The organism is Methylomonas sp. 11b (assembly GCF_000515215.1).
GTDB lineage: Bacteria > Pseudomonadota > Gammaproteobacteria > Methylococcales > Methylomonadaceae > Methylomonas.
The window spans coordinates 2,463,270-2,481,956 of sequence record NZ_KI911557.1 but is presented as its reverse complement, the minus strand read 5'-3'; the positions used below and the strand labels follow the sequence as shown (position 1 = coordinate 2,481,956).

At 53.2% G+C, this 18,687-nt stretch carries 23 protein-coding genes and 1 other RNA gene; 13 read left to right on the top strand and 11 right to left on the bottom strand.

From position 1 onward, the window contains the following. Positions 1–3 precede the first annotated feature (3 nt). Positions 4–282 (top strand): MoaD/ThiS family protein, encoded by a 279-nt coding sequence (locus METH11B_RS0111960; protein ID WP_036275906.1) that lies wholly within the window; start codon positions 4–6, stop codon positions 280–282. Between the two features lie 39 nt (positions 283–321). Here METH11B_RS0111960 and METH11B_RS0111955 read toward each other — a convergent pair whose 3' ends face one another. Next, entirely contained in the window at positions 322–873 is a 552-nt protein-coding gene (locus METH11B_RS0111955) for a hypothetical protein (protein ID WP_026602212.1), read from the bottom strand. A 159-nt stretch (positions 874–1,032) separates the two neighbouring features. Here METH11B_RS0111955 and METH11B_RS0111950 point away from each other — a divergent pair, with 159 nt between their 5' ends. Both METH11B_RS0111950 and METH11B_RS0111945 read left to right on the top strand, forming a co-directional pair. Then, positions 1,033–1,515 (top strand): YajQ family cyclic di-GMP-binding protein, encoded by a 483-nt coding sequence (locus tag METH11B_RS0111950; RefSeq protein ID WP_026602211.1) that lies wholly within the window; start codon positions 1,033–1,035, stop codon positions 1,513–1,515. Positions 1,516–1,702: 187 nt separating this feature from the next. Next, entirely contained in the window at positions 1,703–2,359 is a 657-nt protein-coding gene (locus tag METH11B_RS0111945) for a redoxin family protein (RefSeq protein ID WP_036275903.1), read from the top strand. A gap of 242 nt (positions 2,360–2,601) precedes the next feature. On the opposite strand, the gene METH11B_RS0111940 is transcribed toward METH11B_RS0111945, so the two are convergent. Continuing rightward, positions 2,602–3,342 carry a VPLPA-CTERM sorting domain-containing protein gene (locus METH11B_RS0111940; RefSeq protein WP_026602209.1) on the bottom strand — a complete coding sequence of 247 codons (741 nt, stop codon included), beginning with the start codon at positions 3,340–3,342 and terminating at the stop codon, positions 2,602–2,604. Positions 3,343–3,831: 489 nt separating this feature from the next. On the opposite strand from METH11B_RS0111940, the gene METH11B_RS0111935 reads away from it, so the two are divergent. The 5 genes from METH11B_RS0111935 to METH11B_RS0111910 all read left to right on the top strand — a co-directional run bounded on the left by METH11B_RS0111935 (position 3,832) and on the right by METH11B_RS0111910 (position 8,615). Continuing rightward, positions 3,832–5,337: a helicase HerA-like domain-containing protein gene (locus tag METH11B_RS0111935; RefSeq protein WP_026602208.1), complete on the top strand. Its 1,506-nt coding sequence runs from the start codon at positions 3,832–3,834 to the stop codon at positions 5,335–5,337. An 82-nt stretch (positions 5,338–5,419) separates the two neighbouring features. Beyond that, the gene (locus tag METH11B_RS0111930; RefSeq protein ID WP_026602207.1) at positions 5,420–5,794 is read left to right on the top strand and encodes a VOC family protein; all 375 of its coding nucleotides are present in this window, start codon (positions 5,420–5,422) and stop codon (positions 5,792–5,794) included. Between the two features lie 49 nt (positions 5,795–5,843). Beyond that, entirely contained in the window at positions 5,844–6,530 is a 687-nt protein-coding gene (locus METH11B_RS0111925) for a helix-turn-helix transcriptional regulator (RefSeq protein WP_026602206.1), read from the top strand. A gap of 118 nt (positions 6,531–6,648) precedes the next feature. Then, positions 6,649–8,070 carry a phosphomannomutase gene (locus METH11B_RS0111915; RefSeq protein WP_036275900.1) on the top strand — a complete coding sequence of 474 codons (1,422 nt, stop codon included), beginning with the start codon at positions 6,649–6,651 and terminating at the stop codon, positions 8,068–8,070. 98 nt (positions 8,071–8,168) lie between these two features. After that, positions 8,169–8,615, top strand: coding sequence for a hypothetical protein (locus METH11B_RS0111910; protein WP_026602204.1), 447 nt, complete (start codon positions 8,169–8,171; stop codon positions 8,613–8,615). Positions 8,616–8,716: 101 nt separating this feature from the next. Here METH11B_RS0111910 and cysN read toward each other — a convergent pair whose 3' ends face one another. Genes cysN through cysD form a run of 5 tightly spaced genes read right to left on the bottom strand, consistent with a single transcriptional unit; the run spans position 8,717 to position 12,369 of the window. Beyond that, entirely contained in the window at positions 8,717–10,342 is a 1,626-nt protein-coding gene (cysN, locus tag METH11B_RS0111905) for a sulfate adenylyltransferase subunit CysN (protein ID WP_026602203.1), read from the bottom strand. Positions 10,343–10,398: 56 nt separating this feature from the next. Then, entirely contained in the window at positions 10,399–10,776 is a 378-nt protein-coding gene (locus METH11B_RS0111900) for a type II toxin-antitoxin system death-on-curing family toxin (protein WP_026602202.1), read from the bottom strand. Between the two features lie 2 nt (positions 10,777–10,778). Beyond that, positions 10,779–10,982: a hypothetical protein gene (locus tag METH11B_RS0111895; protein ID WP_026602201.1), complete on the bottom strand. Its 204-nt coding sequence runs from the start codon at positions 10,980–10,982 to the stop codon at positions 10,779–10,781. A gap of 19 nt (positions 10,983–11,001) precedes the next feature. After that, the gene (locus METH11B_RS0111890; RefSeq protein ID WP_026602200.1) at positions 11,002–11,433 is read right to left on the bottom strand and encodes an excalibur calcium-binding domain-containing protein; all 432 of its coding nucleotides are present in this window, start codon (positions 11,431–11,433) and stop codon (positions 11,002–11,004) included. 27 nt (positions 11,434–11,460) lie between these two features. After that, positions 11,461–12,369: a sulfate adenylyltransferase subunit CysD gene (gene cysD, locus METH11B_RS0111885; protein ID WP_036277398.1), complete on the bottom strand. Its 909-nt coding sequence runs from the start codon at positions 12,367–12,369 to the stop codon at positions 11,461–11,463. Between the two features lie 90 nt (positions 12,370–12,459). Here cysD and METH11B_RS0111880 point away from each other — a divergent pair, with 90 nt between their 5' ends. Together METH11B_RS0111880 and METH11B_RS0111875 are read left to right on the top strand one after the other, a co-directional pair. After that, a complete protein-coding gene (locus tag METH11B_RS0111880) occupies positions 12,460–12,882 on the top strand; it encodes a hypothetical protein (RefSeq protein WP_026602198.1) in 423 nt (140 codons plus the stop codon). Between the two features lie 115 nt (positions 12,883–12,997). After that, positions 12,998–14,368, top strand: a complete 1,371-nt coding sequence (locus METH11B_RS0111875; protein WP_026602197.1) for an O-linked N-acetylglucosamine transferase, SPINDLY family protein — start codon at positions 12,998–13,000, stop codon at positions 14,366–14,368. Here the strand turns inward: METH11B_RS0111875 and trxC are convergent. From trxC to METH11B_RS0111855, 4 genes are read right to left on the bottom strand one after another with little or no spacing between them, the layout of a single operon-like run. Further along, on the bottom strand, positions 14,363–14,797 hold the full coding sequence (trxC, locus tag METH11B_RS0111870; protein WP_026602196.1) for a thioredoxin TrxC: 435 nt from the start codon (positions 14,795–14,797) through the stop codon (positions 14,363–14,365). The two genes, METH11B_RS0111875 and trxC, sit on opposite strands and share 6 nt — an antisense overlap. A 56-nt stretch (positions 14,798–14,853) precedes the next feature. Then, positions 14,854–15,807, bottom strand: a complete 954-nt coding sequence (locus tag METH11B_RS0111865) for a zinc metalloprotease HtpX (protein ID WP_026602195.1) — start codon at positions 15,805–15,807, stop codon at positions 14,854–14,856. Positions 15,808–15,810: 3 nt separating this feature from the next. Continuing rightward, complete coding sequence (locus tag METH11B_RS0111860) at positions 15,811–16,119, bottom strand: chaperone modulator CbpM (protein WP_026602194.1); 309 nt, start codon at positions 16,117–16,119, stop codon at positions 15,811–15,813. Positions 16,120–16,122: 3 nt separating this feature from the next. Next, on the bottom strand, positions 16,123–17,067 hold the full coding sequence (locus METH11B_RS0111855; protein WP_026602193.1) for a DnaJ C-terminal domain-containing protein: 945 nt from the start codon (positions 17,065–17,067) through the stop codon (positions 16,123–16,125). 260 nt (positions 17,068–17,327) lie between these two features. Between METH11B_RS0111855 and ssrA the strand changes: the two genes are divergently transcribed. The 3 genes from ssrA (at position 17,328) to METH11B_RS0111845 (ending at position 18,634) form a co-directional block, all read left to right on the top strand. Further along, positions 17,328–17,708, top strand: a transfer-messenger RNA (tmRNA) gene (ssrA, locus tag METH11B_RS28530). A gap of 162 nt (positions 17,709–17,870) precedes the next feature. Beyond that, positions 17,871–18,179, top strand: a complete 309-nt coding sequence (locus METH11B_RS0111850; RefSeq protein WP_026602192.1) for a nucleotidyltransferase domain-containing protein — start codon at positions 17,871–17,873, stop codon at positions 18,177–18,179. Then, positions 18,176–18,634 carry a hypothetical protein gene (locus tag METH11B_RS0111845; RefSeq protein ID WP_026602191.1) on the top strand — a complete coding sequence of 153 codons (459 nt, stop codon included), beginning with the start codon at positions 18,176–18,178 and terminating at the stop codon, positions 18,632–18,634. Before METH11B_RS0111850 ends, METH11B_RS0111845 begins: the two co-directional genes overlap by 4 nt. The last annotated feature ends 53 nt before the right edge of the window (positions 18,635–18,687 follow it).

The following is an 18,687-nucleotide window of genomic DNA, read 5'->3' as shown; positions in this document are numbered from 1 at the left end:
GCCATGCCGACTGTAAAAATGACTTCGCATCTTTACCGCTTCCTTCCTGGATTGGAGGGCCGCGCAATAACGGTGCCGGCCGGTTCGGTGGCGGAAGTTTTACAAGCCGTCAACCAGCTTGCTCCAGGATTCACCGATTACATACTGGATGAACGCGGGGCGTTGCGCCGCCATGTTTACCTTAGCGTTGACGATACCATTGTGGTCGACAGAAAGACGCTTTCGGATCGGGTCTCGGAGCATGAGGTTGTGTATATTTTTCAGGCACTGAGCGGCGGTTAATTGCTTTTGCCGTAAACCATCGGACTGTCCAAGCACAGACTAGTGCCAGCCACCGTATTGTGTTGTCGGGTCGCCACGAAAACCGGATGTGGTTTTATTGGCATCGGGCACATGTGCGGTGCTTTCCGCTGCTTGCACCATATTGTTATGGGTATAACCGCCCATGGCCTTGGCTTGTTTGGCGATGGCGGTGGTCGTGGGGTTGATGTCGTATTTGCTGGCGTCGGGATGGATCACCACGCTGATTAATTGTGCCTCTTTCGGCGCGTTGGGGCCCGGTGTGTAACTTAGAATGACCGGTAAATCGGTGCCGGCGGGTACTTGAATTTCATAGCGTTGGCTATTGTTGAGTTCGGTGCTGGCAAGCGTTATCCCGCTTTCGGATAGTAAGCTGACAGTGCCGGTTTTCAGCGGTCCGGCGTTGTCGCTGACCGCGCCGAGCAGCGATGAGGTGCGCAGGGTTTGTTTGACGGCGGCTTTGCTGGGAGCGCTTGATTTTGCTTGGTCCTGGCCGCAACCGGTCATTATTCCGCAGCTCAGCAGGGTAAGGCCGGCGATCAGGGCAAGTGTGAATGTAGTCGGGTTTTTCATCTGTGTCTCCGTTGACGTCAGTTTAAGATACCCGCTAAATCGGCCACCGACAAGTAGGGTTTGCGTGCCGCGCATCGGCGTTGGGCGCTCAGATAGCAGTTGAATAAAGCCGCTAAGGCCGTTATAGTTGCCCAACTTTTATACTTGTAAATCAATGCTATGCCATCATTCGACATCGTTTCAGAACTCGACAGCCACGAAGTGACCAACGCAGTGGACCAGGCCAATAAAGAAGTCGCTACCCGATTTGATTTCAAAGGCTCCAATGCCTGTTTCGAACAGCAGGACGATAGCATCGTGATGAAAGCCGAATCGACTTTTCAACTGCAACAAATGTTGCCTATTTTGTATGCCAAAATGGGTAAACGCGGCATCGATATTTCCAGTTTGGAAAGCGGCAAGATTCAGGACACCGGCAAAACCGCTCAGCAACCTATCACCTTAAAGCAGGGTGTGGGCACCGATCTGGCGAAAAAAATCGTCAAGCTGATCAAGGACAAGAAACTAAAAGTCCAGGCCGCGATCAACGGCGATAAGGTGCGCGTGACCGGCAAAAAACGTGACGACTTGCAGGAAGTGATTCAAATGTTGCGCACCGAAGACTTGGAGCAACCGTTGCAGTTTAACAATTTTCGCGACTAGTTTGGGTTCCGAAGTCTAAGCTAACTAAAGGGATTGTCGTGGCGGGCCCGCGGACGTGGATTCTTCAGGACTTCAACTGGCTGACCATGGACGCCAGGTAAAAGTTTGATCCGTTCGCGCCGGGCTTGAGCAGTGAACATCAGCAACTTGTTCGAAGATTTCGTTAAAACTATCGGGGGAGCGCGATATGCGAACGGTAATGATCGGTCAAAAAGTGCCGCCCCTATCGGTTTCCGAATGGGTGCAGGGACAGTCTGTCAATTTCGAACAATTGCGTGGTCAAGTTGTGTTGGTGGCGGTGTTTCAAGTCAACTGTCCCGGCTGTTTTTTGTCTTGTTTGCCACAGGTCTTGGCGTTAAAACAACGTTATGCCGAGAGCGGTTTGACCGTGCTGGGGTTGGCTACCGCGTTTGAGGACTTCGATAAAAATAATCTGCAAAATCTAAAACGCTTGGTTGAAACCGGCGAAGTGATCGGCGAAACCTTGCGAGTGTTAAGTGGGCGAGGTCTGTTGCAGGACGGCAAGTTACCGTATCGCCTCGATTTTCCGGTAGCAATGGATAGATTGACCAAGCGCGAATTTGGCAGTATCGAAAGCGAAATTGACGCTTTTATCAGCCAACGCTTGAGTGATTTGGAACAAGACATCGGTTTGCGGCAACCGCATGTGCGAGCGCAGGTAAAACAATATTTACAAACCCTGGATTATCACGCCGAAACCTTCGAATTTTTCCAGTTACAAGGTACCCCATCCTATATTCTGGTTGATAGAGCGGGCTTGCTGGTCCAATGTAAGTTTGGGGCGTATCCCGATCTGGAAACCGATATTCTCAAGCTGTTGTAACTCCCGTTCGGGTGCGCTAGGTTCGCTGCGTAGCCGCCAGATAGTGCGATAAACGGTATTGAATGCGGCCGGTGAATGTCACTCTGGCTCGCGCGGGGTTTTAGACGCAGCAGTTACAAAGCCAGCGACTGCTTATGACGAAATCTTAAGGCGACATCCGTGTCTAGTGTTAACGTTTTTTAGCTAGCCTAACCGGCCATTTCCGGATAAGTCAGGCTGGGGTATAGCAATACAACTTGGTCTTACTGGCTTACTTTGCGGCGCAAACCAGTCAGGCCCGCCAAAGCTGAGCCAAACAACCAGACAGCGCCAGGAACAGGCACTGCGGTTGATCCGCCTTCAACAAACGGCGTAAATACCAGACTTTGTGATGATTGTTTTTTCTCGATCAATGCGGAATCACCTACATTGAAAGATTCGGCGGTTAAGTCGTTTTGGATTCTGACGCGAACATCGGCATTACCCCAAGCAACAGGCGTATTCAACGTAGCCGAGGCCGACCAAGTGCTTAGCGGGCAGCCGGACGATGTGGCGCAGGAATCTGTCAATGGACCAGCGGAAAAGTTGGTCGCGATATGATCCACTCCATTCCACAGATTGGTTAAACGCAATTGACCGGATGCGTCGACCGAAGGCGCCAAGGTGATGCTGCCGGAACGATTGACCAGACGGTAGTCGCCGTTTTCCACCAGGCTTACGCCACTCAAACTCAGATTCGCATCGGGTCTGATGTCAAACTGCACGTTGCTGTTGGTGAACACCGTGCCTTGCGTACCGGTTGCTTGGGCCTTAAAGTTCAACGGCGAGAACAAAACGCTATTGCCGTCACCCGATAAAGTCGGGGCGCCAAACAAGCCTAAATTGGTATCGTCATAGATAGCCGTAAAGCCGTTACCGTCCAACGAAATTAATGCCGCCGAAGCGTTCCCGCTTAACATTGAAAGTACCCCGGCAAATGCCAGAAGCGAAGTTTTAAATTTCATAAAAGTCCCTAATAACTTTAAAAAGGCAAGTTGACTTCAAGTCGAACCATTAGCTTTCACTAAAGGCCTATCAAAGTCGGTTAAAGTTTGCTGGCCACATTGCGTTTGGAGCTTTTCAATGCGTTGCCGCTTCCATTGCCAGCTACCTACGTCCAGTCTTTTGTCGAGAAAAACTCGAATAAAAACAAAGTCGTCGGTATTCTTCCTAGAAATTCTGTCTTCGCGACCTAGCAGAGTTCCGGTCGGTGCGCAATCGTACGAATTGTCCAAGTCAAAACGGTTACCGAACCGTGAAGGTTTGAAGAAATGTATTACAAATGTATGCTGTCCATGGCAGGGATGGCTGTACTGAAAGCCTAAAGCGAGGCTTTGATTGTTTGAGACAAAGCCGATGAGCAGCGGACGATAATGCCAACCTATACCTAACAATTCAGGTCATGGTATGGTTGCGCGACTTTTTTATCCTTGCCGCTTTTTCAGGAAATGCCCATGACCGAACCCTTGCTGATCGCCAAATCCCAACTTGCCGAACTTTGTCTGTTGCCGGCCATGGCTAACCGCCACGGCTTGATCGCCGGCGCTACCGGTACAGGTAAGACCATCACTCTGCAAACCTTGGCCGAAGCGTTTTCACAAATCGGCGTGCCGGTATTCATGGCGGATGTGAAGGGCGATTTGTCGGGTATCAGCCGGACCGGCGGCGGCAATGCCAAAGTTGAAGCAAGGCTGGCAGAGCTGGGTATAGCCGCCGACTATGCGGCGATGCCGACGCTGTTTTGGGACGTGTTGGGTAAAAAGGGCCATCCTCTGCGTTCGACGGTGTCGGAAATGGGGCCGCTGCTTTTGGCGCGGATGCTGGATTTGAACGAGGTGCAAAGCGGCGTGCTTACCGCCGCGTTCAAGATTGCCGACGATAACGGCTGGCTGTTGTTGGATTTGAAAGACTTGCGGGCCTTGCTGCAATACGCGTCCGAAAATGCCTCCGAGTTGTCCGGCGAATACGGCAGTATCTCGGCGGCCAGCGTCGGCGCGATCCAGCGCGGTTTGCTGCAACTCGAGCATGAGGGTGGTGAGAATTTGTTCGGCGAGCCGGCTTTGGATTTCAACGACTTTCTGCAAACCGACGGCGGTAAGGGCGTGATCAATATTCTGGCGGCGGACACCTTGTATAACTCGCCGCGCGTCTACGCCACCTTGTTGTTGTGGCTGTTGTCCGAATTGTTCGAAAATCTGCCGGAAGCTGGCGATTTGGATAAGCCTAAATTGGTATTCTTCTTTGACGAAGCACATCTATTGTTTAACGACGCACCGTCCGCGCTGCTGCAAAAAATCGAACAAGTGGTGCGCTTGATCCGTTCCAAGGGCGTGGGTGTGTATTTTGTCAGTCAAAATCCCTTGGATATTCCTGACGTGATTCTCGGCCAGCTCGGCAATCGGGTGCAGCATGCCTTGCGGGCGTTTACGCCGCGCGACCAAAAAGCCGTGAAAGCGGCGGCGGAAACCTTCCGGGCGAATCCAGGTTTGGATGTTGAAACAGCCATCACCGAGCTGAGCGTTGGCGAAGCCTTGGTGTCTTTCCTCGACGAAAAAGGTACGCCGATGCCGGTAGAGCGAGCAATGATCAAGCCGCCTAGTTCCCGAGTCGGCCCTGCCAGCGATGCCGAACGCCAGGAATCGATCAGTACCTCCGTCATTGCCGGCCATTACGAAAAACAGGTCGATCGCGAATCGGCCTACGAAATTCTGAAAGGCCGCGCGGAAAAAGTCGCTCCGCCTGAGCCCGCCGCCGAGAATGGTGGTTCCGGCTCAGGTTTCAATTGGGGCGAAGTATTGCTGGGCGGCGTGGGCGCGGCTACCAAATCGCGGCGCGGTCGCAGCGGCGGGCAAAGTGTGCTGGAAGCGGCCGCGAAAAGCGCCGCCCGCAGTATCGGCCAGGAAGTGGGCAAGCAAATTATTCGCGGCGTGTTGGGCTCGTTATTAGGTGGTCGGCGCTAAGGCCTAAAACATTGCTGACATAACGCTGTCAGGAGGGCTGTTTTAGGATAACGGCTCTTTTAACCACAACGAGGACCACATCATGATCAACAACTTAGCCACTTGGTTTGAATTACCCGTCATTGATATGCCGCGCGCACAGGAGTTTTATTGCGGCGTTTTAAATGCATCGTTCAAGGAGGAGGAAATGAGCGGCTATCAACTGGGGATTTTCGATGCCGATGAAGGTGCCGTCAGCGGTATGCTGGTATTGGGCGAACATTATCAGCCTAGCGCGACCGGCGCGGTGGTGTATTTCAACGGCGGCACCGACTTAAATGAGCCGCTGGCCAAAGTGGAAGCAAATGGCGGCAGCATATTGATGCCGAAAACCCCCATTCACGACGGCGAATGCGGCTACTTTGCGATGCTGCTCGATAGCGAAGGTAACCGAGTTGGACTGTATTCCCCATCTTAACGGAAAATAAAACGGCGGGCAGTCTCGAATATGACTGCCCGTTCTGCAAATGCGCCGCGCTGACCGTCTGTTTCAAATCGTCCAAATCCTGCGTAATCGAAGGCTGGTTACCGCCAAAGCGCTCGCCGAGCGCCTGGAAGTATCCGAACGCACCATCTATCGCGACATCCAAGTGTTAAGCCTGTCCGGCATTCCTATCGAAGGTGAGGCCGGCGTCGGTTACATGCTCCGTCACAGTCTGGATATTCCGCCCATCATGTTCAGCGCCGCCGAACTGGAAGCCTTGGTAATCGGCGCGCGGATGGTGAAAACCTGGGCCGGCAAGGAGTTGGGACATTCCGCGCAGTCGGTGCTGGACAAAGTGACGGCGGTAGTGCCTACGGAATTGCGCGAACAACTGGAGCGCAGCAAATTATTCGCGCTGCGTTTTTCGCCGCGCGAAGATTTGGATGTGACCATGGATATTTGCCGCAAGGCGCTGGACGGCAAGCGTTTGCTATCCATGGATTACCGCCGTGCCGACGGTACCTTCAGCCAGCGGCGGATCAGGCCGCTGGGCTTATATTTTTGGGGCAATGTCTGGACCTTGGTGGGTTGGTGCGAACTACGCGGCGACTTTCGCAATTTCCGGCTGGATCGTATCCAGCAGGCCTTGGTACTGGATGAAGTATTTACCGACGACGCCGGGCAAACCTTGCAGGACTTTATTCGGCGGATGCATTGCCTGCCGCAGTGAGATTTCCGGTAACGCTACGATTCGGGTTGCCGAAAATCAGGTTTTCTCTATCATGTCCAATTTGACCGGTAGAATTGCCGGTATTTTCATTTCATCGACTCTCAACTGCTCCTGACTCATGACAACAATCAACATCCAACAAATGATGGCCGACAGCGGCGTGGCGTTCGGCACCAGCGGCGCGCGCGGCCTGGTTAGTCAAATGACCGGCGAAGTCTGCGCGGCTTATACGCTGGCGTTTATCCAAGGTTTAAATTTGGCGCGGCCTGGTCAAAAAATAGCATTGGGTATGGACCTCAGGCCGTCCAGTCCGGACATTGCCCAAGCGTGCGTGGCCGGCATTCGTCAGGCGGGCTGCGAAGTGGATTTTTGCGGCGTGTTGCCGACGCCGGCGCTGGCCTTGTATGCGTTGGCGAACGGTCTGCCGGCGATTATGGTTACCGGCAGTCATATTCCGTTCGACCGCAACGGCATCAAGTTTTATCGGGCCGACGGCGAGATCAGCAAGGCGGACGAAGCAGCGATGACTAGCGCAACAGTGGACGTGCAAACTGTTTCCGCCGAGCTGCCGCCAGTCAATCCGGCTGCGCTGACGCAATTTCGGCAACGTTACACCAGCCTATTCGGTCACGATTTGCTAAACGGCTGGCGAGTCGGCGTTTACGAACATTCCAGCGCCGCCCGCGATGTATTGAAAGACGTGCTGGCGGAATTGGGCGCTGAGGTAATCGGTTTGGAGCGCACAGATACCTTCGTACCTATTGATACCGAAGCGGTCGGCGAGGCGGATCGGCAACGCGGCCGCAACTGGGCTGCCGAATATAAACTGGATGCGCTGATTTCCACCGACGGCGACGGCGATAGGCCTTTGATCGGCGACGAAACCGGCGAATGGCTGCGCGGCGATATTGTCGGCTTGCTGTGCGCGAAGTTTCTCGGGGCCGATACTGTGGTGACGCCGGTGAGCTGCAATACAGCCATCGAGGCGTCCGGTTGGTTCAAGCAGGTAATCCGCACGCGAATCGGTTCGCCTTACGTGATTGCGGGCATGGAGCAAGTGCCAAGCGGTGGCGTGGCCGGATTTGAAGCCAACGGCGGCTTTCTGGCTGGGAACGGCTTGTCCGTGAACGGCAACGCCTTGGCACCATTGCCGACTCGCGATTCGCTGCTGCCGGCCTTGGCGTTACTGGCGATGGCTAGTACCCAAGGCGTGAAGTTATCGGGACTGTTGAAAGGCTTGCCGCAACGTTACACCGCCAGCGACCGTATCCAAGAGTTTCCGGTCGCTAACAGTCGGGCCTTGCTGGAACGTTTGCAGGCGGAGGCCACGGCTTATCGTAGCCTATGGGGCGATGAGCTTGGTGCGCCGGTAAGTCGCGATACTACAGACGGGCTAAGGTTGACTTTTGCCAATAGCGAGATTGTCCATCTGCGCCCCTCCGGCAATGCGCCGGAACTGCGTTGTTATGTTGAAGCCGACGACATGGCGCGCGCTGAATCACTGGTTAGTTCCACGTTAAAACGGATTGCCGGGGTTTGAGAAATTGTATGGCACGTCAGTAATAGCGTTAATCAGCCGTTAAGTTTGGCTGGGGTATTCTGTCCCCGCGTTAATAACTATTACTAAGGAGTTTCACCATGCAACACAAAAATGTATTTTTGGCTTCACTGTTGTTAATTTCTGGCTCCGCTTTCGCCGAAAGCTCTGTTTTAGGCGGTATTGCCAAGCAAGCCGCGACCAACGCCGCCACAGCGGCAGTGCCGACTGCGGTGCCGGGCGCGACAACGGCAGTCCAGGCTGTCGAATCCGCGGGCGCGGCAAAACAGGCTGTACAAACAGCGCCTGGCGTGGTTAAGGATCAGGCCCAGGATGCGGTGAAAGACGCCGCGCAGCAAAAAGTGGAGCAGGCGGTGCCGGCGGAAGCCAAGCAAGGCGTGGAAACCTTGAAAGCCGGCAAGGAAGCGGCAACGGATCTGAAAGGCAAAGTCGATGCTGCACCTAAATCAACCGGCGAAGCGGCCAGTGTAGTAAAAGGCAAGGCTAAAGAAAAAGCCGCCGAAAAAGCGCTGGATCTATTGAAATAACAACCGTAGCTTGACGCGGAAACCTCTGTATTCGAGGTTTCCGCCCACTTAATCGCTAAAATCCTCATCCTGCTCACCGTCAAGCCGACGGTGAGTCCTCATTATCGAATCACTTCCCGATTTTTCAACGCAACGTAAATCTCATCGACGTTGTATTGATCGCAATCAAAGCTAAGATCGGCTGAAGTCGGTTTTTCATCAAGACACAAGCACAACAAGCCGGCGTTTTTGATCGCATTAGCCAGAGCATCGTTCGCTTGTTCCAACACCGTCGTGGCATGGCCGGTGTCGAACAGTTTGCGTTCTAGCTGGTAAGCCACTTGTTTGGCATTGGCTCCGTTCAAGGCGATGATGCTGGCGGTTTGGCTGAAACGTATCGCCCGCTCGGCCGCGGACACCGGCGACCAGTCTTCCGCGCTGGCGTCGCCGGTAATCATGCCGGCGCCGACCGTGACGTTAGTCAGGCGGTCTATGACGATGAACGAACCAGTGGTTTTATTGCGTTTGTAAGGGTCGAACACCACCGGCGCATTGACCGTCACAGTGCAGGAGCCGATTTCGTTTAGCTTTAATTCCATGGCATCGTGGTGTTCCAGCGTATTCACGTCGATGCGGTGATGAATCATCGACACCGAGCCGGACACGCTGCGCGTCGCCAGTTTGATCACATACTGCCGGCCTGGGACCATGGCTTGCTCAGTCATCCAGACGATAGTGGCTTTGAATTTGTCGGCGATGCTGGGTGCGGCTTGCTGTTGACCCAGGATGATGTCGCCACGGCTGACGTCGATTTCGTCTTCCAAAGTCAAGGTTACGGCCATAGACGCAAAAGCTTGCTCCAAGTCACCGTCGAAAGTAACGATGGATTTGATTTTGCTGGTTTTACCTGATGGCAATGCCGTGATTTGATCACCTTTTTTGAATACGCCGGAAGCGACAGTGCCGCAAAAGCCGCGAAAATCCAGGTTGGGGCGGTTGACGTATTGCACCGGAAAACGGGCGTCGTCGAAATTGTGGTCGCTGGCGATTTCGATGCTGTTCAGCAGTTCCATCATCGGCATGCCGGTAAACCAGGGCATATTTTCGCTGGGGTTGACCACGTTATCGCCGTCCAATGCCGACATCGGGATGAAATGTACGTCGTGCAGATCCAGGGTTTTCACGAAGGCCAGATAGTCGTCCTGAATTTTCCGGTAAGTCTCTTCGCTATAACCCACCAAGTCCATTTTGTTGATAGCGACGATGATGTGTTTCAGGCCCAACAGCGAGGCTATGAAACTGTGGCGTTTGGTTTGGGTTTGCACGCCGTAGCGGGCGTCGATCAGAATGACCGCTAAGTCGCAGGTCGAAGCGCCGGTGGCCATATTGCGGGTGTATTGCTCGTGTCCGGGGGTGTCGGCGATGATGAATTTGCGAGTAGAGGTCGAAAAGTAACGGTAAGCCACGTCGATGGTGATGCCTTGCTCGCGCTCGGCCTGCAAGCCGTCAACCAGCAAGGCCAAATCGATCTTGCCGGCGCCGGTGGTGCCGGACTTGACGCTGTCGGCCTGCACTGCCGCCAGTTGGTCTTCGTAAATCATTTTCGAGTCGTGCAGCAAACGACCAATCAAGGTGCTCTTGCCGTCGTCGACATTGCCGCAGGTTAAAAACCGCAGCAATTCTTTGCGTTCGTGTTGCGCCAGATAGGCGTTGATGTCGGTGCTGATTAAGTCGGATTGGTGGGACATGGGATTCCTAAGTGCCTTATTTGTTTAAAAGGTGCCGCGCTTTTTTTATAAAGCGCTTACTTGCAATATTGTTTTAATAAGTCGGCTAGTTCGTCACGACTCAATTGCCGGGTTGCTACATTAATTACCCATTCGTAGAGCTGGGTGTTGTCCATCGCCGGTTGTTTATGGTTGGCAGCCAGAAAAACCAGCATACAAGCAGCGGCGGCTCGCTTGTTGCCGTCCAGAAACGGGTGGTTATTGGCGAGCGAATAGCAATATTGAGCGGCAGTTTGAAAAATGTCGCCGCTGTAATGCCAGGTTTGTTGGGCTGCGTCGAGCGCCGATTCCAGCAATGATTCATCTCTAATTCCATGCGTACCGCCGAAGCGTTCTATTTGTTGTTGATGTATCGTTAATGCCAGGGTTTTCGAGATATAAAACAAGTCGGGCATTGTTACTGCGCCAATTTTGCAAAGGCGTCTGCATATTGATCCATCAATTGTGCATGGATATTTAAGGCTTCTTCATCGTCAATTGCTGGCTTGCCTAATGATTCCTGCTGTTTTTGTTCCAAAAACAATACGAAATCCAAAACCTCGGCTTGCAGACGGGGCTCGAGTCTCACAAGATGCTGCTGTATTTCTTCATGTAATTGCATGAGTAACTCGCTAAAAGACTTATCGACACCACTGCTTTTCACAGGGAATGCCGTCATTGTTGCCATCCATTTTTGTGTCCGGACAGTTGTTGATGAAAAAAGTCGCTTCCTCGCAAGAAGTCATTTGCGAGCAATAAGTGCGGCCATCGCATACATATTTTTGTGAACGTTGCTCCGCGGCATTGCCAGTTGGCGCAGCATCCGCTTGCTCTGAGTTTGAACCGTTACGGAAAAAGCTCTTAACCTTATCGGTTATTTTGGACACAGGCTGTTGCTCGGCTTTGACTTCTGCAAGCGGCTTCAAATTCGCGGTCTTGCGATCAACTTTGGTATCGCAAGCGGTGTCTGAATAGACGATGCGGCCATTTGTATCGGTGCATTTATAAACTGCGCCTAAGCTATCCGCCGCATACAGAACGATAAACACCAATAACAAACTTTTGATCGCCATGTTCGCTGTCAACGCAGTGCCGGGCTGCTAGAAGTAGCCTTCGCGCTTCTTCTGTTCCATCGAACCTGCCTGATCATGATCAATCAAGCGGCCCTGACGTTCGGACGTGGTGGTCAGCAGCATTTCCTGAATGATTTCCGGCAGGGTGGTCGCAGTCGATTCAACCGCACCGGTCAAGGGGTAACAACCCAGCGTGCGGAAACGGACCATTTTCATTTCAACTTTATCATTCGGGCCGATCGGCATGCGCTCGTCATCGACCATGATCAGCATGCCGTCTTTTTCGACCACTGGCCGCTCTTTGGCAAAATACAAAGGTACGATGGGGATATTTTCCAGATGAATATATTGCCAAATATCCAGTTCGGTCCAGTTGGATAGCGGGAAGACGCGGATAGACTCGCCCTTATCGACTTTGCCGTTGTAGATGTTCCAGAGTTCCGGGCGTTGATTTTTCGGGTCCCAACGGTGATTTTTATCGCGAAACGAATACACCCGTTCCTTGGCGCGGGATTTTTCCTCGTCGCGGCGCGCCCCGCCGAAGGCTGCGTCGAACTGGTATTTGTTTAGGGCTTGTTTCAAGCCGTCGGTTTTCATCACGTCGGTATGTTTTTTACTGCCGTGCGTGAACGGGCCTATGCCTTGGGCGACACCTTCTTCGTTGATATGCACGATTAAATCCCAGCCCAGATCTTTCGCCATGTTGTTGCGAAACTCGATCATCTCCCGAAATTTCCAGGTGGTATCGACATGCAATAAGGGGAAGGGCGGTTTGCCGGGGAAGAAAGCTTTGCGCGTCAGATGCAGCATCACTGCGGAATCCTTGCCGATTGAATACAGCATGACCGGCTTTTCAAATTCCGCCGCCACTTCGCGAATGATATGGATGCTTTCTGCTTCGAGCTGTTTCAGATGGGTTAATTTATAATCGGTCATCAAATATCCGGGGCGCACGGCCATGTTTGCAGTGAAGTGTAAGCCCGCTATTTTAAAGGCAAACCCCCATCTACGCTATCGGCAAAGCTTATGAGACAGATACACGGACTGGAAAAATTGGTAGAGCAACAGCCGGGGCGACTAAATGCGCAAATACTGGCCGAGCTATTGCTGACCGATTTGCACCAGTGCCGTTGCAGTATTTACGGCACTATCGGCGATGACGACAGGGTATTGCTGGCGGAGCTGGATTTGTTGCCCGGCGGCATTGAATACGAGATGTTCGATCAGCGTATCGATTTGGTCGTCGCCGGGCCGATACTGCGCAACGATTGCGTGCCGTTGACTTATCGCCTGCAAGGCGAGCAGTTTGCGCTCAGCGGCCGCTGCTCGATGATCGCCAGGGTCTGTGGTGTGGATTTATATTTGCAGCGCAGTTATACCGGGGTGGTCGGCGACATCGCCCGCCAGAAATTCGCTATTCCGCTCAAGCCGCTGTTGCAAATGCTGTAGCGCTTTAGTCGGCACCCCGATAAATCCGGCACTGCGACGGATTTGGGGTACCATGAGGTTCAGGTCCCGCGCATCTTCGCGGGCCATTGGGCAGGATGGCGACGGAGTTGGGCAGATGAAATTCTATGATCGCAGTCGCAGCCTTTGCGAGTGGGAGCGGGTTGAGGAATGGCGCGAGAAAATGCGCGTCAGCTTGGCCGCTCAGGAAAGTAATAAAGTGTCGCCGTTTCATTTGTTGTCTATACAGGGTGTGTCGGCTGCGGAGCAGCGGCTTTGCGCCGATCTATGGTTGAAAGATCGCATCGATGCTACTGCGGTGGAGCGGGCCGATCTGGCATTTAGCTACGCTGCCAGCAGCCGGCCCAAAATTCGTCTGGGATATTTGTCTTGCGATTTTCATGAGCATGCCACGGCTTTTTTGCTTGCAGAATTGTTCGAGGCGCATGATCGAGAGCAATTCGAGGTGTATGCCTATTCGTATGGGCCGGACGACGGCTTGGGCATGCGCCAACGGCTCTGCGAGTTTTTCGATAGCTTTGTCGATCTGCAAGCACTGTCTTTATCCGAAGCCGCCCAAGCCATCCACCGAGATAACATCGATATTCTGATCGATCTAAAAGGCTATACCCGCGGCACCCGTACCGAAATCCTCAGCTACCGGCCGGCGCCGATTCAGGTCAACTATCTGGGTTATCCCGGCACTTTGGGCGGCGATTTTTGCGACTACATCATTACCGATCCTTACCTGACGCCAGCCGCCAGCGCCGCCGATTACAGCGAAGCCTTTGCTTACTTGCCCGACAGCTATCAACCGCACGGTCGGCATGCCGAAATCGGTAAGCCCACCAAGCGCGCGCAACATGGTTTGGACGAGCACAGCTTCGTCTTTTGCTGTTTCAACCAGGCCTATAAAATTACCCCGGAAGTGTTCGATATTTGGTGCAGACTGTTGTATAGCGTGCCGGGTAGCGTGTTGTGGTTGTTAAAAAATTCCAAAGCCAAAGGCCGGCTTAGAAATGAAGCGTATCAACGCGGCATTGCGCCGGACAGGTTGATATTTGCCGACGATTTGCCGCAGGTCGAACACTTGGGCCGCCTGGCCTTGGCCGATTTGGTGCTGGATACTCAGCCTTACAATGCGCACACCACCGCCAGCGATGCCTTATGGGTGGGGGTGCCGATAATCACTTGCGTCGGCGATACCTTTGCGTCGCGGGTGGCCGGCAGTTTGCTGCATGCGATCGGTTTGCCGGAATTGATAGCCGCCGATTTGGAAGGCTATTACGATTTGGCCCTGGAACTGGCGACCAACCCGGCACGCTTAAGCGAAGTCAGGCAAAAATTGGCAGACAATCGCTTAAGCACACCACTGTTCGATATCAAGGCTTATACCCGACATTTGGAAGCCTTGTACAAAACCATGTGGCAGCGGCACGTCGCCGGCGATTTGCCGATAGCCATCGGCCAAACCGAGCCGCGCTTATAGCTGACTAGTGACCCAGCGCACGATGTCTTGCGAGCTCAGTGCGCCGGCTTGTCTGGCCAGTTCTCGACCGCCTTTAAACAAAATCAGAGTGGGAATACTGCGAATGTTGTAACGGGCGCTGAGCTGTTGCTCCGCTTCGGTGTCGACTTTACCCAACCGAATCCGTGGTTCCAAAACCTGAGCGGCTTGGGCAAAAGCCGGCGCCATCATTTTGCACGGTCCACACCAGTCTGCCCAAAAATCCACCAGGAGTGGAATATCATTGCGCGCCAGATGTATTTCAAAGCTTTTCGCAGTCAACGCCAAAGGATGGCCGCTGAATAATTCTTGGTGGCATTGTCCACATTTTGGGCTTTGCGACAGACGGGCCGCCGGTAGGCGGTTTACTGCTTGGCAATTTGGGCAGACTAAATGTAGGGATTCGCTCATATTGTGTTCTCGAATATAAGTATCGGCGAATTGATTCGCCCGTCAAAATTAAGCGATTATCGCCAAAAACCGCCGATGCGCCAACGCGCTGGCCGGACAATCACCCGGCTACCGTAAGCCGGCGCGATGAACGGTTCGTGCCAAAGGGTTTGCGGCCGGCTTGGGCTCAAGGCTTGCAGGCGGCGTACCCGTTCAGCGGTCGGCGGATGTGTGCGCAGCCAGGACGGTTCCGGATTGCCCCAGCCTGGCAGTAGTATCGACTTCCAACCACCGCTGACTTGTTCGATATGCGCCAAGGCTGTCGCCAAACCCAGTGGATCGCCGGTCAGCGCCGCCGCATTCAGGTCGGCATCGTATTCGCGGATGCGCGATAAGCCCAACTGCATCAATAAGGCCAAATGCGGCGAAAACAACAGCAGCAACAAGCCCGGCCAATTGATCTGAAAGCTGATTTCGCCGAACAGCAGCAAAGGGATGGACAGCAACAAAAACAACTGTCCGGTGGCGGCGAATAAAGCGGTAATCCGGCTAATCGCATCGGCCAAGCCCATCACCCGCAAATCGTTATTGGCGATATGCGCCATTTCGTGCGCCAACACGCCGGCCAGTTCCCGCGAGTTAAGTTGCTTGAATAATCCATCGGTCAAGGCGATGGCCGATTGTTGGCTGCTGCCGACCGCAAAGGCGTTGATAAGCGGGCTGGGAATGTAATACGGCGCTGGGACGCTGGGCAGTTCGGCGCGTTTGGCCAGCACCTGTAGCATTTGCCACAGCGCCGGCGCTTCTTGCGGATGGATAGGCCGCGCGCGATAAAGACTTAGCGTCAAGCGCCAAGCCGCCGCCGGTTCGAAGATCAGTGCAAATACGCCGGTCGCCAAGGCGATCCAGATGCCTTCTTCCCCGAACAATAGGCTGCCGGCCAAGGTGCAGATTGCCAGTAGCGCCAACATTAATAGCAATGTTTGCAGCCGGTTGAGCCAGCTATGACGATGCCATTCGATGCTCTGCATAGCCTACTCCAGGCCGGCCCGGCGCAAGCGGCGGCGCAATTCGTCGATCTCTTCCTGCATATCCGCCACCAGCGCGGCCAGCTCCGGTACCGCTTCGAAATTGCGTTCCAGGCTGACGATGCGTCGCACCCGCACCAGATGCGCACTGGAAAAACGCCATTCGCTTTGCTGCTGCGGTAGCGGGTTGAGTAAGCCTTCTTCAATATGCCGGGTAATCCATTCCGGCTCTACCGCGCAGATGGCCGCCAGCTGCTGCAAGGTCAGGCCGCTGTCTTCCATAACGGCGTCTATCAAGTTCTCGGCTGATGGCATGCTTTAACTCCTGTGCTGAGCGCGCGGATCGAAAGCCAGTTCGCGCGCCATGGTTTCATAAAGTGCTCGGGCTTTGGGCGAACTGGCGGGCGGTAATACCACCTGAATATCCAGCAGCAAATCGCCGGGCGTCGCGCTGGGAATGCCCTTGCCGCGCAGTCGCAATTGTTGACCGCTTTGCGTGCCTTCCGGGATGCGTACTTTTAGACCGGTATCGAATAAATTCACCGGCACCATCGCCCCCAGCGCCGCTTCCCAAGGTGTGACCGGCAGACTCATATGCAGGTTGCTGCCGTCCACCCGCAAACGCGGATGCGGATTGAAATGCACCTCCAGCAGCAAGTCGCCGGGTTTACCGCTGCCCATGCCCGGCGCGCCCTGGCCGGCCAAACGAATAATCTGGCCTTCGTAGACACCCTTGGGGATTTTGACGTTCAAGGTGCGCGTATCCAAAACCACATGGCCGCCGGCATCCATACGCGGCACCCGCAAGCTGATTTGCCTGGCCGCGCCGTTAAAGGCGTCGGCTATATCCAGCAGTACTTTGGCGTGATGATCTTCGCCTTGGGCATGAAAGCCGGCTTGGCCCTCAAAGGGCCCGCCGCGAGCTCGGCCGGCGCCCATCTTGCCGAATAATTCGCTGAAAAAGTCGCCGAAATCGGCCGTATCGGTGCTGGAAAACTCGAAGCCGGCATCCCAGTTCGGCGGTGGATGAAACTCCTGGCCCGGTTGATAGCCGCGTCCCAATTGATCGTAAGCCGCGCGTTTTTCCGTGTCGGACAGCACGGCATAGGCTTCGTTAAGTTCCTTCATGCGCGCCTCGGCATTCGGTTCCTTCGAAACATCGGGATGAAACTTGCGGGCCAGCTTGCGGTAAGCTTTTTTGATGTCTGCCAGCACCGCATCGCGACTCACGCCGAGAATTTGATAATAATCTTTATATTGCACGCAATGGCTCCTGTTGATGCTGTGACGAGGGCTTGGGCGTTATGGTTGTCTATGACTTATAGCGGATAGCCGGGCCTCCGACAACTTATAAAACAAGGTTTAGCAACATCGAACGATATAGGGTTTGAGTTGCCGCAGATCAAGGTTTAATTTGCGGCATTACTGTTCAGGCGATTGGGAAAAAGGCCCTCTTGAAATAATTGATTTAAAACCTATATAGCTGACAATTATTTTATCGATTTGATAAGATACAACTTCTTGGGGGCGACATGGCTTCGACGTGGGTAGCAAAACCTCAGGTGCATGCCGAGCACAGTACAGCTCGTAAAACCTACTGAAAACAAGTATTCGCAAACGACGAAAACTACTCAGTGGCCTTAGCAGCTTAAAACCTGCACCACTTCTCTGACCAGATGTACTTATGCGTCTGGAGTCTCTTTCGGGGGGCGCTCAGGGATCATATTACATAAGCTCGCGCCAAGGCTTAGTTCGGAGCCCGAAGCGCTAAATCCAATCGAAATCGCTGTTGATCCTCTTGGCCCGACGGGTAGTCAACAGTTAAATTAAAAGCGCGGGATAAGCATGTAGAGCTTGTGGCGGAGTGCTTGCGGACGCGGGTTCAATTCCCGCCGCCTCCACCAAGAATGAGTATTAAAAGTCCTAAGATGTACCGAACCCTGCGAGTTTCAAGACTTCGCGGGGTTTTTTATGTCTGGTAAAGTCTACTAAAATCACAGTACCCGTTCGTTTACCTGAGTATATGGCTGAAAGTCTTGCAAATGCTGTTGAAGGAGCAATAAACCATGCGGTTATCACAATATCAAGCCCAAACAATACGTGAAAGTGACTTAAGCAACTTCGGTGAAGATGCCCATGTCTGGTTGTTCGGCTCAAGAGTACGGGATGACGAAAAAGGTGGCGACATCGATCTTTATATTGAGGTCCAAGCGCAATCGGCAGCGGACTTAATCAACAGTAAATTGAAGTTTCTACGTGATTTACACAAAAGGCTCGGGGATCAAAAAATCGACGTCGTGTTGCGTAAGACCAATGGCTCGGTTGACTTACCTATTTATCAAATTGCTAAACAGGCCGGGATTCAGTTGCAATGATTACAGCCATACAAGAGATCCTAAAAATCTGTGACCGTCATGCCGATAGGTTGCGTTGGGCTGTAAGTCAACTGCAATGCCATGCCCCATTTGACGAACATGGTTTAAGTCGTCTGACCGATACTGAGATTGCCGTTTTGGATCAGTTTTTCGTGCGATTTGGGAAATTGCAGGAAGCAATGGGCGCTAAGCTGTTCCCGGCGGTGTTGGAGCTGACAAAAGAACCGGGTGAGTTAAAAGCATTTATAGACAAGTTGAATCGCCTTGAAAAAATAGGTGCGATTCCATCGGCAGATGATTGGTTGCTGCTGCGTGAAGTCAGAAACACCTTTGCACACGATTACCCTGATGATCCTGAACTCAAAGCAGAAATCATCAACAAGGCGCTTGATCTAACAGCTTCCCTTCTTGATGTGTTGGATGCCGTAAAACGTTTTGTCCAACCTTATTTGTAGTGATTGGCAAACCCCGATAAATCCCGCTAGACGCCAGAATCAATTTAAAAAGC

What these genes read in the sequence shown, in the direction of transcription:
- METH11B_RS0111960 (WP_036275906.1), top strand. Translation starts at nt 4, where the DNA reads ATGCCGACTGTAAAAATGACTTCGCATCTTTACCGCTTCCTTCCTGGA.
- METH11B_RS0111955 (WP_026602212.1), bottom strand. Translation starts at nt 873, where the DNA reads ATGAAAAACCCGACTACATTCACACTTGCCCTGATCGCCGGCCTTACC.
- METH11B_RS0111950 (WP_026602211.1), top strand. Translation starts at nt 1,033, where the DNA reads ATGCCATCATTCGACATCGTTTCAGAACTCGACAGCCACGAAGTGACC.
- METH11B_RS0111945 (WP_036275903.1), top strand. Translation starts at nt 1,703, where the DNA reads ATGCGAACGGTAATGATCGGTCAAAAAGTGCCGCCCCTATCGGTTTCC.
- METH11B_RS0111940 (WP_026602209.1), bottom strand. Translation starts at nt 3,342, where the DNA reads ATGAAATTTAAAACTTCGCTTCTGGCATTTGCCGGGGTACTTTCAATG.
- METH11B_RS0111935 (WP_026602208.1), top strand. Translation starts at nt 3,832, where the DNA reads ATGACCGAACCCTTGCTGATCGCCAAATCCCAACTTGCCGAACTTTGT.
- METH11B_RS0111930 (WP_026602207.1), top strand. Translation starts at nt 5,420, where the DNA reads ATGATCAACAACTTAGCCACTTGGTTTGAATTACCCGTCATTGATATG.
- METH11B_RS0111925 (WP_026602206.1), top strand. Translation starts at nt 5,844, where the DNA reads ATGCGCCGCGCTGACCGTCTGTTTCAAATCGTCCAAATCCTGCGTAAT.
- METH11B_RS0111915 (WP_036275900.1), top strand. Translation starts at nt 6,649, where the DNA reads ATGACAACAATCAACATCCAACAAATGATGGCCGACAGCGGCGTGGCG.
- METH11B_RS0111910 (WP_026602204.1), top strand. Translation starts at nt 8,169, where the DNA reads ATGCAACACAAAAATGTATTTTTGGCTTCACTGTTGTTAATTTCTGGC.
- cysN (WP_026602203.1), bottom strand. Translation starts at nt 10,342, where the DNA reads ATGTCCCACCAATCCGACTTAATCAGCACCGACATCAACGCCTATCTG.
- METH11B_RS0111900 (WP_026602202.1), bottom strand. Translation starts at nt 10,776, where the DNA reads ATGCCCGACTTGTTTTATATCTCGAAAACCCTGGCATTAACGATACAT.
- METH11B_RS0111895 (WP_026602201.1), bottom strand. Translation starts at nt 10,982, where the DNA reads ATGCAATTACATGAAGAAATACAGCAGCATCTTGTGAGACTCGAGCCC.
- METH11B_RS0111890 (WP_026602200.1), bottom strand. Translation starts at nt 11,433, where the DNA reads ATGGCGATCAAAAGTTTGTTATTGGTGTTTATCGTTCTGTATGCGGCG.
- cysD (WP_036277398.1), bottom strand. Translation starts at nt 12,369, where the DNA reads ATGACCGATTATAAATTAACCCATCTGAAACAGCTCGAAGCAGAAAGC.
- METH11B_RS0111880 (WP_026602198.1), top strand. Translation starts at nt 12,460, where the DNA reads ATGAGACAGATACACGGACTGGAAAAATTGGTAGAGCAACAGCCGGGG.
- METH11B_RS0111875 (WP_026602197.1), top strand. Translation starts at nt 12,998, where the DNA reads ATGAAATTCTATGATCGCAGTCGCAGCCTTTGCGAGTGGGAGCGGGTT.
- trxC (WP_026602196.1), bottom strand. Translation starts at nt 14,797, where the DNA reads ATGAGCGAATCCCTACATTTAGTCTGCCCAAATTGCCAAGCAGTAAAC.
- METH11B_RS0111865 (WP_026602195.1), bottom strand. Translation starts at nt 15,807, where the DNA reads ATGCAGAGCATCGAATGGCATCGTCATAGCTGGCTCAACCGGCTGCAA.
- METH11B_RS0111860 (WP_026602194.1), bottom strand. Translation starts at nt 16,119, where the DNA reads ATGCCATCAGCCGAGAACTTGATAGACGCCGTTATGGAAGACAGCGGC.
- METH11B_RS0111850 (WP_026602192.1), top strand. Translation starts at nt 17,871, where the DNA reads ATGCGGTTATCACAATATCAAGCCCAAACAATACGTGAAAGTGACTTA.
- METH11B_RS0111845 (WP_026602191.1), top strand. Translation starts at nt 18,176, where the DNA reads ATGATTACAGCCATACAAGAGATCCTAAAAATCTGTGACCGTCATGCC.